The organism is Methylobacterium terrae (genome assembly GCF_003173755.1).
GTDB lineage: Bacteria > Pseudomonadota > Alphaproteobacteria > Rhizobiales > Beijerinckiaceae > Methylobacterium > Methylobacterium terrae.
In genome coordinates this window covers 5,602,660-5,619,080 of record NZ_CP029553.1, presented here as the reverse complement: position 1 = coordinate 5,619,080, position 16,421 = coordinate 5,602,660, and the positions used below count along the sequence as shown (strand labels likewise).

At 71.6% G+C, this 16,421-nt stretch carries 18 protein-coding genes; 9 read left to right on the top strand and 9 right to left on the bottom strand.

Translation table 11 applies throughout. The features are described from left to right. From DK419_RS26015 to DK419_RS26005, 3 genes are all read right to left on the bottom strand, one after another. Positions 1-492, bottom strand: a complete 492-nt coding sequence (locus tag DK419_RS26015) for a hypothetical protein (protein WP_109961648.1) — start codon at positions 490-492, stop codon at positions 1-3. 199 nt (positions 493-691) lie between these two features. Next, positions 692-904: a DUF4287 domain-containing protein gene (locus tag DK419_RS26010; protein WP_109961647.1), complete on the bottom strand. Its 213-nt coding sequence runs from the start codon at positions 902-904 to the stop codon at positions 692-694. Positions 905-1,055: 151 nt separating this feature from the next. Further along, positions 1,056-1,784 (bottom strand): ArsR/SmtB family transcription factor, encoded by a 729-nt coding sequence (locus DK419_RS26005; RefSeq protein ID WP_109961646.1) that lies wholly within the window; start codon positions 1,782-1,784, stop codon positions 1,056-1,058. Between the two features lie 288 nt (positions 1,785-2,072). Between DK419_RS26005 and DK419_RS26000 the strand changes: the two genes are divergently transcribed. Continuing rightward, on the top strand, positions 2,073-2,396 hold the full coding sequence (locus tag DK419_RS26000; RefSeq protein WP_109961645.1) for a hypothetical protein: 324 nt from the start codon (positions 2,073-2,075) through the stop codon (positions 2,394-2,396). Positions 2,397-2,620: 224 nt separating this feature from the next. Further along, entirely contained in the window at positions 2,621-3,337 is a 717-nt protein-coding gene (locus tag DK419_RS25995) for a cell wall hydrolase (protein ID WP_109961644.1), read from the top strand. 3 nt (positions 3,338-3,340) lie between these two features. Here the strand turns inward: DK419_RS25995 and DK419_RS25990 are convergent, their stop codons facing one another. Continuing rightward, on the bottom strand, positions 3,341-4,126 hold the full coding sequence (locus tag DK419_RS25990) for an ABC transporter permease (RefSeq protein ID WP_109961643.1): 786 nt from the start codon (positions 4,124-4,126) through the stop codon (positions 3,341-3,343). A 10-nt stretch (positions 4,127-4,136) separates the two neighbouring features. Further along, complete coding sequence (locus DK419_RS25985) at positions 4,137-4,727, bottom strand: ABC transporter ATP-binding protein (RefSeq protein WP_109961642.1); 591 nt, start codon at positions 4,725-4,727, stop codon at positions 4,137-4,139. Positions 4,728-4,897: 170 nt separating this feature from the next. On the opposite strand from DK419_RS25985, the gene DK419_RS25980 reads away from it, so the two are divergent. Further along, a complete protein-coding gene (locus DK419_RS25980; protein WP_109962509.1) occupies positions 4,898-6,289 on the top strand; it encodes an MFS transporter in 1,392 nt (463 codons plus the stop codon). 37 nt (positions 6,290-6,326) lie between these two features. Here the strand turns inward: DK419_RS25980 and DK419_RS25975 are convergent, their stop codons facing one another. Beyond that, entirely contained in the window at positions 6,327-6,854 is a 528-nt protein-coding gene (locus DK419_RS25975) for a hypothetical protein (RefSeq protein WP_109961641.1), read from the bottom strand. 305 nt (positions 6,855-7,159) lie between these two features. Here DK419_RS25975 and DK419_RS25970 point away from each other — a divergent pair, with 305 nt between their 5' ends. Then, positions 7,160-8,074 carry a manganese catalase family protein gene (locus DK419_RS25970; RefSeq protein WP_109961640.1) on the top strand — a complete coding sequence of 305 codons (915 nt, stop codon included), beginning with the start codon at positions 7,160-7,162 and terminating at the stop codon, positions 8,072-8,074. A gap of 19 nt (positions 8,075-8,093) precedes the next feature. Here the strand turns inward: DK419_RS25970 and DK419_RS25965 are convergent, their stop codons facing one another. The 3 genes from DK419_RS25965 to DK419_RS25955 all read right to left on the bottom strand — a co-directional run bounded on the left by DK419_RS25965 (position 8,094) and on the right by DK419_RS25955 (position 10,883). Next, positions 8,094-9,437 carry a leucine-rich repeat-containing protein kinase family protein gene (locus DK419_RS25965; protein ID WP_109961639.1) on the bottom strand — a complete coding sequence of 448 codons (1,344 nt, stop codon included), beginning with the start codon at positions 9,435-9,437 and terminating at the stop codon, positions 8,094-8,096. A gap of 168 nt (positions 9,438-9,605) precedes the next feature. Further along, positions 9,606-9,869, bottom strand: coding sequence for a hypothetical protein (locus DK419_RS25960; RefSeq protein WP_109961638.1), 264 nt, complete (start codon positions 9,867-9,869; stop codon positions 9,606-9,608). Positions 9,870-9,989: 120 nt separating this feature from the next. Continuing rightward, the gene (locus DK419_RS25955; RefSeq protein ID WP_109961637.1) at positions 9,990-10,883 is read right to left on the bottom strand and encodes a class I SAM-dependent methyltransferase; all 894 of its coding nucleotides are present in this window, start codon (positions 10,881-10,883) and stop codon (positions 9,990-9,992) included. Between the two features lie 326 nt (positions 10,884-11,209). On the opposite strand from DK419_RS25955, the gene DK419_RS28905 reads away from it, so the two are divergent. The 5 genes from DK419_RS28905 to DK419_RS25930 all read left to right on the top strand — a co-directional run bounded on the left by DK419_RS28905 (position 11,210) and on the right by DK419_RS25930 (position 16,238). After that, a complete protein-coding gene (locus DK419_RS28905; protein WP_162561419.1) occupies positions 11,210-11,680 on the top strand; it encodes a hypothetical protein in 471 nt (156 codons plus the stop codon). A 60-nt stretch (positions 11,681-11,740) separates the two neighbouring features. Beyond that, complete coding sequence (locus DK419_RS25945) at positions 11,741-12,229, top strand: helix-turn-helix domain-containing protein (RefSeq protein WP_109961635.1); 489 nt, start codon at positions 11,741-11,743, stop codon at positions 12,227-12,229. Between the two features lie 172 nt (positions 12,230-12,401). After that, positions 12,402-13,883, top strand: coding sequence for a methyl-accepting chemotaxis protein (locus DK419_RS25940; RefSeq protein WP_109961634.1), 1,482 nt, complete (start codon positions 12,402-12,404; stop codon positions 13,881-13,883). 610 nt (positions 13,884-14,493) lie between these two features. Next, complete coding sequence (locus DK419_RS25935; RefSeq protein WP_109961633.1) at positions 14,494-15,711, top strand: tyrosine-type recombinase/integrase; 1,218 nt, start codon at positions 14,494-14,496, stop codon at positions 15,709-15,711. Positions 15,712-16,022: 311 nt separating this feature from the next. Then, positions 16,023-16,238: a helix-turn-helix transcriptional regulator gene (locus DK419_RS25930; RefSeq protein WP_109961632.1), complete on the top strand. Its 216-nt coding sequence runs from the start codon at positions 16,023-16,025 to the stop codon at positions 16,236-16,238. The last annotated feature ends 183 nt before the right edge of the window (positions 16,239-16,421 follow it).

Below are 16,421 nucleotides of genomic sequence, written 5' to 3'. Positions count from 1 at the left end.
TCAGGCGAGAGCCGCGCCCCACTTCGCCGCGTCCGGTGCCTTCTCCTTGTAGACGGTACCGGACGCGTCGACGTGGAGCTCGGTCCAGGCCCCGTCGCCCCGGCGCGCCAGCACCTCGACGTGCTTCGGCTTGCTGCGCGGCTCGCCCGTCGGCGTCCAGCCCGCCGCCGTCACGGCGGCGAGGGCGGCCAAGGGATCCACGAGGGGATCGACGCGCGCGTCCGGGTGGGGCTTCCTGCCCGGATGATGCGGCTTCTTGTGGTGGATCTCGACCGGGTCCCGCCCCGGGGCGGCGATCCGCGCGACCTTGATCTCGGAGGGGCGGCGCTCGCCCTCCAGGGTCACGTGCAGGCCGGCGGCGAGGGGGAAGGCCTCCGCGCCCTTCGGCCCGAGATCGGCGAGGTGGACCGCGCCGTCCGCCTCCAGGGTGAAGCGGTGCGCGAAGACGTGCTGGATCGTGCCCGAGAGGGCGGTGGTGTCGTGGTGCGGCATGATCTTCTCCGAAGAGCGCCCAACCGCAGGCGCGACCGGCAGGTGGCGGGGATGTGCGCCGGATTCAAGGCCCTGCCGCAAGGTTCGCCGCAAGGCTCCCCTCGCGTCGCCCTCGGCGTCCTCCCGCCGGATCGTCACGCGGCGCGGGATGTCTGACGGCGGATGTCGCGCGGGCCGAGCGACGGGAACCGAAGAACCGTCACGTCGTCTCGGATGCCAGGACGTGCGCCACGATCGCGTTGGCGTGTCCGTGGCCCATCCCGTGGTCGGCCTTCAGCATCGCGACCAGTTCCATGTGCCTGGCCGGGAGCCTCGCACGGACGAGCTGCTGCCACTCGCTCACGGGCCGACCGTACGTCTTCTCGATCGACGGGAAATACGAAGCCGGTCCCTTGGTCGATTCATCGGGCACTGCGCGACATGCTCCGGGCGGTGACGGCTGGCGGCAGTCTGAACGGGGATCCCCCGAACCGCAACGGTCCTCTGCACGGCGCCTGGGCGCGCCGAGGCCTGCGCGCGGCCGGCGGTCGATGCGCGCCCCGTCGGGCCGCCCGGGTCCCGGCTCAGGCCTCGCCGCAGGCGCAGTCGCGCCCGTAGCCGAAGGCCTGCCGCAGGGCGAGGCGCCCGCCGGGCGTCACCGCGACGGCGCGGCTGCCCTCGATCCGGCGCAGCCAGTCCCGGTCGAGGCAGGTCGCGAGCAGCGCCGCCCCGAGGGCGCCGGCGATGTGGGGCCGGCGCTCGCTCCAGTCGAGGCAGGGGCGGCAGAACACCCGCCGGCGGGACGGACCGGCCTGCGCGGCCGCGAGGTCGACCCCGAGGCCGCGCAGGAAATCCTCGCCCGCCGGGGTGAGGGCGCCGCCATCGGCCCCGAGCTCGACCGCGCCCCGCGCCACGAGGGCGTCCGTCATCGCGACGGCGAGGCGGCCGGCGAGGTGGTCGTAGCAGGTGCGGGCCTCGCGCAACCCGGCGTCCCGGGGTCCGCGCAGCGACGGCGACCGGACCGCGTCCGCGGGCGGGCCGGCCGCCACCGCCATCACACCCTCCAGCATCCGCGCCACCGCCGGGGAGGCGAGGCGGTGATAGCGGTGGCGTCCCTGGCGCGCGACCGCGAGGAGGCCGGCCTCGGTCAGCTGCGCGAGATGGCCGCTCGCGGTCTGCGGGGTCACGCCGGCGGCGCGGGCGAGCTCCGCCGCGGTGAGCGCCCGGCCGTCCATCAGCACGGCCAGCATGCCGGCGCGGGCCGGGTCGCCCACCAGGGCGGCGGTGCGGGCCAGCGCGGTGACGGTCACCATGGGGCTCTCCTCTTTTTCCGCCGGCGATCATAGGCCGGGGCGGCGCCCGACGCTTCGGCCGGGGCCGAAGCATGAGGCGTGACGCTTCGGCCGGGGCCGAAGCATGAGGCGTGACGCTTCGGCCCCGGCCGAAGCATGAGGCGTGACGCTTCGGCCGGGGCCGAAGCATGAGGCGTGACGCTTCGGCCGGGGCCGAAATCTGAGCTGTGACGCTTCGGCCGGGGCCGAAGCACGGCGCCCGGAGCCCGGGCGAGGGTGGCCCGTCCGCAACCGGGAAGAGCCTACGCCATGCTGCCGCTGATTCGCCGCCTCCTCGCCTTTCGCCGCCCGCCCGCGCCCGGGAGCGGCCCGCCCGGGGAGGGCGCGTGGGCGCGAAAGCTGCGGCAGGTCCGCGACCGCACCAGATTGGCCGGCCTCGACGACAGGTTGCTGCGCGACATGGGCCTGCGCCGCGAGGCCTCCGCGGCGGGCTTCGACTTCGTGCCCCTGTCCTGCGCCGATCCGGCCGGAGCGGGACGACCCGCTCCATCACCGCAGGACTGTCGCGGGCCGGACGAAACCGGGCGCGCGGCCCCGTCGCCGCACCGCCGCGCTGCCGTCGACTGGCCATGATCGCGCCGTGATCGTGCCGTCCTGTCGCGGCCGGTGGCGCGACGCTTCGGCGGCGCGCCGGCGGTGTTTCCCGTTTGCACCACGCCGCCCCTATCTTATTGCCACGCTCGCGGATTGGTTTACGAACCGTATCCGTGCCCCGTCTTCGCCACATTCCGCCCCAAGCTTGACCTCGAGCGCGGCCGTTCCGGCCGGGCCCGGCCAATGCAACGAGAGGGGCCTGCATGACGCGGAACCGGACTTTCCCCATCACCGCCGCCCTCGCGGTTCTCGCCACGGCGCCCCAGCTCGGCGCCTGCGGAATGTTGCCGGCCGGGGTCGACACGACGGGAAGCCTTCCGGACCGCAAGCAGCTCGCCGCCGTCACCAGCGCCGACCGGGACTGCCTCGCCCGGGCGATGTACTTCGAGTCCAACCGCTCGAGCGAGGAGGGCCTGCTCGCGGTCGGCACCGTGGTGATGAACCGGCTCGAGGCGCCGGCCTACCCGAACTCGATCTGCGGCGTGGTCGGCCAGAAGCGCCAGTTCGCCGCCGGCGTGCTGCACAAGCCGATGCGCGACCGCGAGCGCGAGAAGGCCGTGCAGGTCGCCGACGCGATCCTGGCCGGCGAGCGCCACGAGAAGGTCGGCGGCGCGATGTTCTTCCACACCGCCGGCTACACCTTCTCCTACCGCAACATGCACTACGTCGCGCTCGCCGGCGGCAACGCCTTCTACGAGAAGCGCCCGTGGTACGACCGCGAGGGAACGATCGCGCGCCGGGCGCCGTCCGCCGCGACCCAGCTCGCTCAAGTCCAGTCCGGCTCGGCTGGAGCCGCCCGCTGGACCTCGCACCCGGTCCGGGTCGCGCGCAGCACCCAGCAGACCCCGCTCGCCGAGCTCGGCCCGGCCCGCAACGTCTGCCGCGTCGCCGCCGCCGAGACCGGCCGCAGCCCGGGCTGATCCTCACGCCAGCCGGTCGAGCCGCAGGCGGTGCCGGGCATCGGTGAGCCGGCGCGACGCGGCGAGGACCGCACCCGTCACCCCGAGGCCGCTCGCCCCCGCGAGCAGGAACAGGATCAGGATCTGCGACGAGGCCGCCCCTTGCGGGTCCTGCCCGGCGAGGATCTGGCCGGTCATCATCCCCGGCAGGGTGATCAGCCCCGCCGCCGCCATCTGGTTGAGCACCGGGATCAGCCCGGCCCGGATCGCGCTGCGGACGAGCGGCGCCAGCGCCTCGTCCCGCGTGGCGCCGAGCGCGAGCCGCGCCTCGATGCCCCCGCGCTCCCGCCGCACCGCGGAGGTGAAGCCGTTGAGCCCGATCGCGACCCCGCTCATCACCGAGCCGAGCACGATGCCGGCGAGCGGGATCAGCGCGTGCGGGTCCCACCACGGATGCGGGCGCAACGCCGCGAGGCCGACCGCGACGGCGAGGACGGTCGCCCCCGCGGTGACGAGGCCGCCGAGCGCGTAAGCCCACGCCCCCCGCAAGGGCCGCTCCTGCCGGGCGCCGATCTCGTAGGCGGCGGCGAGCGCCATCACGCAGACCACCCCGACCACCGGCCCCGGCGCCCCGAGGCCGAACACCGTGCGCAAGGCGAGCCCGACCAGGGTGAGCTGCACCATCAGCCGGATTGCCGCCACCAGCATGGTGCGGGCGAGCCCCAAGCCCAGCATCGCCGACAGGCCGGCATTGGCGAGGACGAAGCCCGCCCCGAGGGCGAGATCGAGCGGGCCGGGCGACGAGATCATGGGAACCGTGTCACGCGGGACGCCCGCCCGCCACCGCGAGCCGGCGCGAGGCGAGGCGCGCCACCTGGGCGGGGTCGTGCGAGACCAGGAGCACGATCAGCCCGGCGGCGCGGCGCCCCGCGATCACCGCCTCGGCGCCGCGCACGCTGTCGGGATCGAGGGAGGCGGTCGGCTCGTCGAGGAGCAGCACCCGCGGCCCGCCGGCGAGCGCGCGCAGGAGCGCGAGGCGCTGGCGCTCGCCGGTGGAGAGCCGCGCCACCGGCCAGCCGAACACCTCCGGTGGCAGAAGCAAGGCCTCCCGCTCGGGGGCGAGGCGGGAGGGGGCGTCGGCGGGGAAGTGCTCGGCCACGCCCTCGGCCCACCAGCCGGGCTCCGCGGCGAGATAGGTCACGCACCGGCGCCAGAGCGGGGCTGCCATCGCCTCCCGGTCGGTCCCGTCGAGGCTGACCCGGCCCTCGGACGGGTCGAGGTCGGCGATCATGCGCAGGAAGACGCTCTTGCCCGCCCCCGACGGTCCGGTGACCGCGCAGGCCTCGCCGGGCGCCAGCGCGAGGTCGAAGGGGCCGAAGCGGCCGCGGCGGAGGGATTCGATGCGGAGCATGGGGGCGGCGCCGGATTCCACCCGGTGTGCGGGAGGCGCGGGCGGAACGCAACGGCCGTGCTGCGGTTCTCACTCCCACGGATGATGCGGGAGGATGCGACGTGGCTGCAGCAGCGGGAACGGCGCGGGACGCCGGAACGGGCGTGGTCCGCAGCGACGTGCCGGCCCGGATGGACCGGCTGCCGTGGAGCCGCTTCCACCTGCTCCTCGTCGTCGCGCTCGGCATCACCTGGGTGCTCGACGGGCTCGAGGTCACGATCGTCGGGGCGATCGGCCCGGTGCTGCAGGACCAAAGGGCGCTCGGCCTCACCCTCCAGCAGATCGGCGCCTCGGCCTCGTTCTACGTCGTCGGCGCCGTCGTCGGCGCCCTGGTCTTCGGCTGGCTCACCGACCGGTTCGGGCGCCGCCTCGTCTTCTACGCCACGCTGATGATCTACGTCGGCGGCGTCATCGCCAGCGCGCTCGCCTGGGACTTCTGGAGCTTCGCGCTGTTTCGCCTCGTCACTGGCCTCGGCATCGGCGGCGAGTACGCGGCGATCAACTCGGCGATCGACGAGCTGATCCCGGCCAAGTACCGCGGCCGGGTCGACCTCATCGTCAACGGCAGCTTCTGGCTCGGCGCCGCGGCCGGCGCGGGGGCCTCGCTGCTCCTCCTCGATCCCGATTTCCTCGACCCGGATTTCGGCTGGCGGCTCGGCTTCGGCATCGGCGGCGTGCTCGGCCTCGGCATCCTGTTCCTGCGCCGCTACGTGCCCGAGAGCCCGCGCTGGCTCGTCACCCACGGCCGCGAGGACGAGGCCGAGCGCACGGTGGCGGAGATCGAGCGCACGGTCGAGGCCGAGACGGGCCGGAAGCTCCCGAAGGCCGAGGGCATCCTCGAGGTGCACCCGAGGAAGAGCTTCGGCTTCGGCGAGATTTTTACGTCGATGGTGCACAAGCACCGCGGCCGCAGCATCCTCGCCCTGGTGCTGATGATCGCCCAGGCGTTCCTGTTCAACGCGGTGTTCTTCACCTACGGGCTGGTGCTCGCGAAGTTCTACGGCGTGCCGGAGAACAAGGCCGGCGTGTTCCTGGTGCCGCTCGCCGTCGGCAACTTCCTGGGCCCGCTGCTCCTCGGCCACTTCTTCGACACGATCGGCCGGCGCCGGATGATCGCCGGCACCTTCGCGCTCAGTGGCGTGCTGCTGATGGCGACGGCGGTAGTGTTCGGTCTCGACCTGTTCACCGCCTGGACCCAGACCTTCGCCTGGATCGCGATCTTCTTCGTCGCCTCGGCGGCGGCGAGTTCCGCCTACCTCACGGCGAGCGAGATCTTCCCGCTCGAGACCCGGGCGCTCGCCATCGCGGTGTTCTACGCGCTCGGCACCGGCGCCGGCGGCGTGATGGCGCCGTGGCTGTTCACCCACCTGATCGAATCCGGCCAGCACTGGGCGCTCGCCGGGGGCTATGCGGGGGCGGCCCTGCTGCTCGTGATCGCCGCGGTGACGGAGTGGCGGCTCGGGGTCGACGCGGAGGGCAAGTCGCTGGAGAGCATCGCCGATCCGCTGTCGAAGGCGGGGTGAGGGGACTGCCCGCGCGGGCGATCGTCCCGGGCAGGCGTCAGTGCAGGGCCGCCGGCCGCTCCGCCCCGGCCGGCGGAACCGCCTCGTCGAGGAGCGCCGCGCGGATGCGGGCGAGGCGGGCCTCCGCCGCCTCGCGGCCGGCCTCCGCCGCGACGGCGGCCTGGCGGGCGGCCTTCGTCTCGGCCGTCGCCTCGGCCAGGCGCTCCTCCAGCCGGCGCAGCGTCGCCCGCTCGGCCGACAGCTTGACCTCGGCCGCGCCGGCCCGGGCCTGCGCCTCGGCGGCGGAGTTCTCGGCCTCGGCGGCGGCCTGCTCGGCCTCGGCGGCGGCGTTCTCGGCCTCGGCGGCGGCCTGGCGTGCCTCGGCGGCAGCCTGGCGCGCCTCGGCCGCCTCGGCGGCGGCGGCCCGCAGGGCCTCCTCGACCCGGCCGAGCAGGGCGCCGACCTCGCGGCCGAGCCGGTCGGCCCGGGCCTCGGCCGCGACGGCGCGGGCGGTCGAGGCGCGCACCGTCTCGGTCGCGCGCTGCAGCAGGGTCAGGATGGTGCCGGTGTCGATCGGGGCGGTCATCGGGTCCGTATCGTCGGGGCCCGGAGCCGGGCGGCGATTCCCCCAGAGGGGGCGATCTCTCAAGGGGGACCTGCCGGCCCGCCGCGGTCAAGCGCCATCGCGCAGCTTGCCCCGCCGCCCGGTGCTTTGCCGACCGATGCGGCGCGGATGCCCCAATCGGTGCACGGGGCGCCCCGTCCTCCCCCTGCGACCGATGCGCCCGGACGCCTGAGCGGGCGGGAACCCAACATGGGTCAAACCGATGCCCCCCGGGACTATCCCGGGTGGACCGGGGGAGTACCCCCGACGAAGAAGGTGCCGTGCCCATGTTCATGAGGATCGACCGCCTGCAGGCCGAGCTGCCGCAGCCCAAGAGGCCCGACCCGAACGCCGCCGCCGCCCTGCAGGAGCTGCTCGGGGGCAAGTACGGCGAGATGTCGACGCTCGGGAACTACATGTTCCAGAGCTTCAACTTCCGCGACAAGTCCAAGCTGCGGCCGTTCTACAGCCTGGTCTCGAGCATCTTCATGGAGGAGCTCGGCCACGTCGAGCTGGTCTCGACCGGCGTGTCGATGCTCAACAACGGCCCGGGCGACCCGACGCCGGACGTCGACGTGTCGAAGGCCCCGTTCCACGACATGCAGGACGTGCGCCTCGCCGGCAGCTTCCTGAGCAACGGCGGCGGCGCGATGCCGATGAACGCGAACGCCGCGTCGTGGAACATGGACATGGTCACCACGACCGGGAACATCATCATCGACCTCCTGCACAACTTCCACCTCGAATGCGGCGCGCGCATCCACAAGCTGCGCGTCTACGAGACCCTGAAGGACCCGACCGGGCGCGAGGTCTGCGGCTACCTCCTGGTGCGCGGCTCGGTCCACGCCCACGCCTACGCGCTGGCGCTCAAGAAGCTCACGGGTGTCGCCATCGAGCAGATGCTGCCGACGCCCAACATCAACCTCGACCGCATCCCGGAATGCCAGAAGTACCTCCAGGAGGGCAGCCACCGCCGCCTCTACCGGTTCAACTCGCCGGACTACCAGGAGGCGGCCGGCGTGTGGTCGAACGACGAGGTGGCGCTGCCGGGCGATCCGCCGGGCAACCTCGAGGTGGTCGACGGCGCGCCCGAGGGCGGCAAGATCCCGGAGCTCGACGGCAATTACGGCGCCTTCGCGCCGAACTACAAGCCCGAGGAGATCTTCGAGATCGCCAGCAAGCTCTACAAGAAGAGCCGCTGAGGGCGGGAGCGGGGCCGGCTCAGGCCGGCCTCGCCTCCTCGGCGACGGCGTCGAGCGCACGCAGCACCTCGGCCATGCTGGGGCGCGCCGCCGGGTCGGGCCCGGTGCAGGCCTGCACCAGCGCGTCGAGGGCCGGATCGGCGAGGGGCGCGAGGCCGCGCAGCTCCTCGGCGAGGATCCCGAAGGCCCGCACGTCGAGGCGCTGCAGGACCGCGCCCTCCGGCCCCGGGACCAGGGCGGAGGCGGCGCCGAAATCGCTCAGCACCGCCTCGCCGCGCGTCCCGTCCCACAGGACGTTGTGGCCGTAGAGGTCGCCGTGGCCGAACCCCCGGGCGTGCAGGTGGGCGGCGCCCGCCGCCACGCCCCGCAGGAGCCGCAGGGCCGCCTCTCGCGTCAGGCGCAAGGCCGGATCGTAGACGTCGCGGCTGCAGCTCTCGAGGCTCGGCGGCCCGGCCAGCACCCGCCAGCCCTCCGGCAATAGCGGCATCAGCAGCCCCTGCGTGCCCTCCGGATGGTCGACGAGGCGGCCGAGGCCGCCGGTGAGGTGCGGGTGCGCGCCCGCCGTCAGGCAGGCCGCCATCTCGCGCGCGGGCAGCCCGTCGCTGGTCATCGCCCCCTTGAACAGCTTGAGGGCGACCGGCCGCTCCGCGCCCTCCCGCCGCCACGTCGCCCGCATCACCCGTCCGGACGCGCCCTCGCCGAGCAGCGGGCCGGGCGCGAGGTCGGACCACGCCACCGGCGGCGCCGCATTCGGGGCCGGTGCCGCCCGGTCCTCGAACGGGTTGCCGGCCCAGGACAGCCAGGCGAGCCGGGGCAGGGCGGCGAGGCCGGCCGGCAGCGCCTCGAAGCCGTTGGCGGCGATGCGCAGGAGTTCGAGGCTCTCCGCCCCCGCGAGGTTTTCCGGCAGGGCCCGCAGGCGGTTGCCGGCGAGCATCAGCTTCTGCAGCAGCGGGCGCGCGCCGAGCGCGTCCGGCAGGGCCGCGATGCGGTTGTCGGTGAGGGTGAGCCAGCGCAGGGCCGGCGGCAGCGCCTCGCCCGGCACCTCGACGAGGCCGGAGCCGCGAAACCCGACCTGGCTCAGGGCCGCGCAATCGCCGAGGACCGGCGGCAGCCGCGCGAAGCGGTTGCCGGAGCAGAACAGGACCCGCAGCCGATGCAGGCGGCCGAACCAGCCGGGCAGGGCCGCGAGGTCGTTGTGGCCGAGATCGAGGAACTCGAGCGTGTCGGCGAGGCCGAGGATCTCGGGCGGCACCTCGGCGAGCCGCCCCTCCGGCCCGCCGAGGAGCCGCAGCTCCCGGGCCCCGGCGAGGTCGCCCCGGCGCAGGGCCGCCAACAGGCCGCCGGCCGCGGGCGGAGGACCCATGCCCGGTGGATGGATCGCCGGCGGAGTCACGGCGTCCGGCCCGGGGCCATGTGTCGTGTCGGCCAGGGTCGTGTCGGCATCAATCGTCTCCCGGCGGCGCGGCCGCTTCGCCGCCGGGTGGTGGTCGCCGGGAAACGCGGCCGGATCAAGGGGCCGCGGGCGCCCGCCTCAATAGGGGTAGCCGTAATAGGCGGGCGGCGGCACCTCGCGATAGTAGGTGCCGACCGGCGGGCGGCCGTAGGTGCGCAGGTACGGGTCGTAGCGCGGCTGGCGGTAATTGCCGTTGTTGACGCCGGCCGAGCGGTCGTTGCCGTTCAGCGCCGCGTAGGGCGACAGGCCGCTGCCGGAATCGCTGTTGCGGGCGAGCGCCGCGCCCGCCGTCCCGAGGACGAGGGCCGCCGCGACGGATGCCCGGATCGTGAGAGCTCGCATGGGAGGCCTCCGGTTGAGATCGATGGGATCGGTTGGAACGGGGGAGGGCCGGCCGAGGTTCCGGCGCGCAGGGCGCGGCCATTCGGCGCCCGGCCCGGCAGCGCCTCGGCCGGGAGCGTCTCAGCGTCCCGCCAGCAGCGCCGCGATCCGGTGCTGCTGCGAGAGGACGCGGTCGAGATGGTCGATCGCCCCCTCCTGCAGCCGGCGCAGGGCGCCGGGCTCCTCCTCGCCGTCGCGCCGCATCGAGACGTAGAACTCGAACCCGCCGGCCTCCGTCGCGCCGATCCGGTTCAGCACGAACGGGAACAGCCCGAGCCGCGTCGCCCCCGCGACGAGGGCAAGGAAGCTCTCCGGCGTGAACACCCAGCAATGGCACGCCACGTAGGCCCCGGACGCCAGCGCCGCCGAGGTCTCCGCGTAGGCGTGGGCGAGGGCGTCCCCCTCGGCGAGGCGCGGCGCCGCGGCCGGGTCGTCGCCGGCCCAGATCCGCTCCGGCGCCACCGCCCGGGCCTCGCTCGCGTGGGAGAAGAGCTGGCGCGGGCTCGGCCGCGTAAGGCCGAGCAGGTCCGCCTCGACCAGCTCCGCCAGGGTGCTCGGCGACCGCGCGGCGTCGAACATGAAGCGCTTGTCGGGCAGCGACAGGTTGAGCACGCCGCCCGCGCGCAGCACCCCGTGGATGCCGCGCAGCCAGCCGAGCAGGTTCGGCACGTACTGCGCCACCTGCGCGGCGATGGCGAAGTCGTATGGCTCGGGGCCGACGATCGGGGCGAGCGCCCCGGATCCCGCCCAGGCGTGGTCGATCGGCGCGGCGCCCGGCAGCCCGGCGCCGGCATCGAGGGCGTGGTCGATCGTGGCGACGCGCACGCCCTCGGGCAGGGGGGTGGGGTTGTCCCCGGGCCCGAATTCGAGCCCGCGCGCCTCCGGCAGGGGCATGTCGTGGGTCAGCCGCGCCAGCCGCCGGTCGGCGGCACGGCGGCCCAGGAAGGCGTCGAGGGAGAGGGAGCCGGGTCTCATGGCCCGGGCTTGTCGCACGAACGCCCCCGTGCCGCGAGCCGGCCGAAGCGCCCGGCCTCGCGGTCCTCGCGAAAAGCCCCGGCGAGCGCCGGGACGAGCGCCGGGATTGCCGGGGACGGCGGTGATCGGCCTCGGGGCCGATTCCAGCCTGTCCCGCTCTTCCCGTCGCAACGCGATCCATGTCGTCGGAGACGACGCCTCGCCGGCCGATGAACTCGCGCTTGAAACACACTCCGAATATCAAAAATCTACGAAATTTTCTTCAATAAAGGAATATATTCAGATTTATTGGCTTGCAACAGACAAATCGATACTGTAATTTATGCATGGACTGGTCGTTCTGCAGTGAGAGCATGATGCGGATGTCGGGAGATGCAAAAAAATCCGTCCCGTGGCGTCCGCAGTCTTATTTTTCTCATCAATCGAACAGCGCGCGAGCATTCGAGATTTTGAACGAGCATGGCGGTATCGCGGTCGATTTCCACGCTCTTCGCAAGACACGCCCACACCTGGCCGTCGAGGGTGGACAAAGCCGTTCGATGAGCCTGTGGCTCACGCAGACGAGGACGGGCTTCGTCACGGTGCCGAAGCTCGAGGCCGACCTGTTCACGATCCGCTTCGTGACCAGCGGCCGGATGACCCGGCGGAGCCGGACGAGCGAGCATCTCGGATATCCCGGCCAAGCCATGTTCGTCGCCTTCGAGGACATGCGCAACGAAGAGGCGTCGGCCCATTTCGCGGCGATCAGCGGAACGATCACGCGGTCCGCCCTCCTGGCCAGCCATCGGGCCCTCTAAGCCGAGGACGATGCCGCGTTCCCCGACCTGGAACCCGTCGCGCCCGTCGATACGCTCGCCATGCAATCCTTCCTGCTGTGCTTCCGGCGGTTGCACAGGCGACTGCAGCAGGTTGATCCAGGGCACGACCTGTTCTTCACGCTGTTTGAAGAGATCGTCAGCTACCAGCTCCTGTCGTGCTGGCCTCGTCGGCAGCCCGCGCCGGAATCCTACAGCCTCAAGGCCTCGTCGGCACAATTGCGCGATGCCATGGCGTTCATCGATGCCCATCTCGCGCAGCCCCTGAGGCTCGCCGACATCGCGGCGGCCGCCGGCGTCAGCGTGCGAACGCTCCAGAATTCCTTCAAGCGCGAGCTGGGCACGACGCCCCTGGGCTTCATCGTCGAGAGGCGCCTGCAGCGGGTCCACGGGGACCTTCGCTCCCACGCCGATGCGGATCGATCGATCGCCGATGTGGCGCGTCGCTGGGGCTTCGTGCATATCAGCGACTTCACCCAGCGCTACCGCAAGCGCTTCGGCTGCACGCCCACGGACACGCGCCGGCGATGACGGCGACAGGGGGCGCTCGATCATCGGAATATCATGATCGCGAAACGCGATGCAAAATTTGCGATGATCGAATTTAAATCTTTTTATCATCATTAAAAACCATCAATGCCCTTCGGTCACAACGATACCGGATGCAGGGATCCGCCGCGCCGGTCATGAGGACGGAGCTGGCATGTTGTTCAACCTCGATGGCTTCGTCGCGCCTTCCACGCTCCGCGCCATTCACCGGTCTCAAGCAATCATCGAGTTCGATCCGGATGGAACGATCGTTTCCGCGAACGACAAATTTCTGGAAATAATGGAATATCAATTATTCGAAATAAAAGGCATGAACCACTGCATGTTCGTGCCCGTTTTCGAGCGGGAGACGGCGGCCTATCGGGCGTTCTGGGATACGCTGCGCGATGGCCGGTCCCACAAGGCGGAGGTCCTGCGCCTCGCGAGGGGAGACCGCGAGGTGTGGCTCCAGGCGAGCTACACGCCGGTGCGCGGCCGGAGCGGGCGCATCACCAGGATCGTCACGCTCGCGACGGACGTGACGGAATGGAAGCTGCGCGCCCTCGAAGCGGAGGGACGGTTGGCTGCCCTCGACCGGTCCCAGGCCGTGATCACCTTTGCCCCCGACGGGACGATCGAGGACGCCAACCGGAACTTCCTCGACGCCCTGGGCTACCGCCTCGAGGACGTTCGCGGATTGCATCACCACGTGTTCGTGGATCCCGCCGAGTGGGACACGCCCGCCTACCGGGAGTTCTGGGCGGCCCTGCGGGCGGGCGAGTTTCAAGCGGCCGAGTATCGGCGCCTCGGCAAGGATCGGCGCGAAGTCTGGATCCAGGCGACCTACAACCCCATCCTCGATCCACATGGCAGGGTCCTGCGCGTCGTGAAGTTCGCCACCGACGTCACCTCTCGGGTCCGTGAGCGGCAACGTCGCGCCGAGGCGGGTCGCGTGATCGCCGGCGATCTCGCCGTCATCGGCAATGCGGTGAGCGGCGTCACCGAGCAGAGCGGCCGGGCCGCCACTGCCGTCGCGCGCGTTTCGGGCGACATCCAGGCCGTGGCGGCCGGAGCGGAGGAACTGGCCGCCTCCGTCGCCGAGATCAGCCACCAGGTCACCCATGCCGCCGCGATCTCGCAGGCGGCCGTGACGCAGGCGCAGAACACCAGCGCGATCGTCGCCGGCCTGAGCAGCCAGGCGCAGCAGATCGGCGAGGTGGTCAGCCTGATCCAGACCATCGCCGAGCAGACGAACCTGCTGGCGCTCAACGCGACCATCGAGGCGGCACGAGCCGGACCGGCCGGCAAGGGCTTCTCCGTCGTCGCCGCCGAGGTCAAGGCCCTGGCCGGTCAGACGGCCAGGGCGACCGAAGGGATCCGCACCCAGATCGACGCCACGCGCGCGGCCACCGGCGAGGCCGTCCTCGCCATCGGCACGATCCAGGAGACCATTCGGCAGCTGAACGCGGTCTCCGCGGCGATCGCGGCCGCAGTCGAGGAGCAGGCCGTGGTGACGCGGGAGATGTCGGGATCGATGCAGACGGCCTCTCGTGGTGCCCAGGAGATCTCCACGGGGGTGGGCGCCATCGCCGGTGCCGTCGCACAGGTCGAGCGCGCCACCCTGCAGGTGCGAACGGTCTCGCAAGCCGTTGCATAGCCCGCCAGACCGTTTCCTTGCGGTTCCGCGACTCGTTCCGGCCTTCCTCGGCCCGCCTGCCAGGGTCCTGCCGCTTCAGCGCGCCGTGGCGGGGTGACCCGGTCGTCCGGCCTGCCAGAGGTCGTGCGTGGGCACCCAGCACGCGATTCAGGGTGAGGACGATACCACGCTCCCACCTCCTGCCGGAGCAGGATCGGCTAGGGCGCTCGGGGGGAGGCACCTCGGCGAGGCGGCCGGCCTCTGCGTCAGCGGCTGCGCAGGTCTGCTGCTGTTCGAGTCTTCCGCTCTTCGAGCACCGGAAGGCGGCCTGGCGGGCCCGCAAACGCGAAAAGCGCCCCGTTCGGAGCGCTGAACCTTGCAAACCGTTTTGGAAGCCGAGGGTCCGGCACCCTCGAGAACCAAGCCTCAATGCTTGATGTGAATGGTCGGAGCGAGAGGATTCGAACCTCCGACCCCTAGTCCCCCAGTCTTCGAGGATGAGCTTTCAGAAGTGTCCGGAAGCCATCAAGCGGCGTCATTTTCCCTCTGAACCTCTAGTTTTTAGAGCGCAGAAACGGTATCCTGATTCCACAGGCATTCGGGTCTGTGGCTTCCGATTGGCTTCCGGAAAATGACTGCGCAGCGCCTCACCCGCCAGACCGTCGCCGCCCTGACGGTCCCGCCCGGCAAGCTTGAGGCGTTCCTGTGGGATGCAGAGGTCAAGGGCTTCGGCGTCCGCGCCAGTGCCGGGGGAAGCCGCCGCTACGTCGTCCAGTACCGGGTGCCTGGGCAGCGAGCTACGAAGAAGCTCAGCATCGGTGCAGTGGACACCCTTAGCGTCGATGAGGCCCGGCGACAGGCCCGGACGCTTCTCGCCAACGCCCTGACCGGCAACGACCCGCACGCCGAGAAGGCTGCCGCGAAAAAGGCTGCCGCTGTCACGCTCGGCAGCGTTGCAGATGCCTACCTGAAGCACTGCGAGGTCCGGCAGAAGCCCGGGACATTCTATCAGACCAAGCTCCACCTGACAAAGCATTGGGCGCCCCTGCGGGGCCTCCCGTTGCATAAGGTGCGGCGGGCCGACGTGGCCACCAGGCTTACGGAGTTGCGCGACAGCAGCGGTGGGGTGTCCGCGAACCGGAGCCGGTCGGCTCTCTCGGCGCTCTTCGCGTGGGCGATTGGGGAGGGGCTGACGGAAGCCAACCCGGTAGTCGGGACCCACAAGCCTGCCGAGGAGAAGACGCGCGAGCGTGTCCTGAGCGACGCCGAGCTGAAGGCGATCTGGGGGACATGCCGCAACGATGCCTATGGGCGCATCGTCCGAATGCTGATCCTTACGGCCCAGCGCCGGGAGGAGGTGGGCGGGATGGCTGAGACGGAGCTGGATCTGGACGCCGCCCTGTGGACCCTGCCCGCTGCCCGGGCGAAGAACCATCGAGAGCACCTTGTTCCGCTCTCGGCTCCCGCGGTGGCAATCCTGCGAGAGGCGCCACGCCTCGAGGGCCGCTCGCTCGTCTTTGGTGAGGGGGCCGGTGGCTTCTCCGGCTGGTCACGAGCCAAGAATGCGCTGGACAGCCGGCTCACGGAGGCGGGGACGCCGCTGGCGCCCTGGACCCTGCACGACCTGCGCCGGACGGCCGCGACGATGATGGCGGATCGGCTCGGGGTCGCGCCGCACATCATCGAGGCAATCCTGAACCACGTCTCCGGGGCCCGGGCCGGTGTCGCGGGCGTCTACAACAGAGCGTCCTACGCGGTTGAAAAGCGGGCAGCCCTGGACCTATGGGCCGCCCATGTGGCTGGCCTTTGCGAGATGCGGGAGGAGGCTCCTCCCCAAGCGAGCGCTTAAATTTTTTCTCAGGTCGTGCCGGTGGGGACCACCGGCACACAGCCGGGGATGTGCTGGGCCACAATGGCAGAGCCACTCTCAACGGCAATGGATGTCTAGTCGCAGAACAGCACATCGTAAGGATGTGCCTGGACCAGAAATGACATCTGGTGGCAGCTTATAAGCTTGCGTGACCGCTTTTGGTTGTCTAGTGTCGCCTCAGTTCAAGCTCGCAATCACAATTTGGGCGCGCACGCTGGGTGCGGGTCAGATTAGAGGCTGCTGATCCCGGCAGACCGATCCCCAGCTTCTTCCAACGCTGGAGACATGCCGTGCCGCATACCGTACCGGCGGGCGAAGCGCGCCCGAACGCCCCTGTCATCAACTTCAACGCCGCGTGCGAGGCCGCCAATCTCTCCGTCTCGACCATGCGCAGGCTGGTCAAGGCGGGGTGCGGCCCGCGCATCCTGCGCCTGAGCGAGCGCCGTATCGGCATTCGGCGCGATGACCTGGACGAGTGGATCAATAGCCGGCGCTGTGGCGGCTGAACGTCCACATCTTGGCGGCGGCGAGAAATTCGCGGTCGCGTTCACGGCGGCCAATGCACGGGCTCAGGCGGCCCGTGGAGCCCGGCGCCGGTTCGGCGCCCATACCGCATCCTGAGCCCCAACGGGCGCCCACGGCCCACGATGCGGTCGTCAGGCCCATGCCCGCCCCCCAACTCGCGCAAA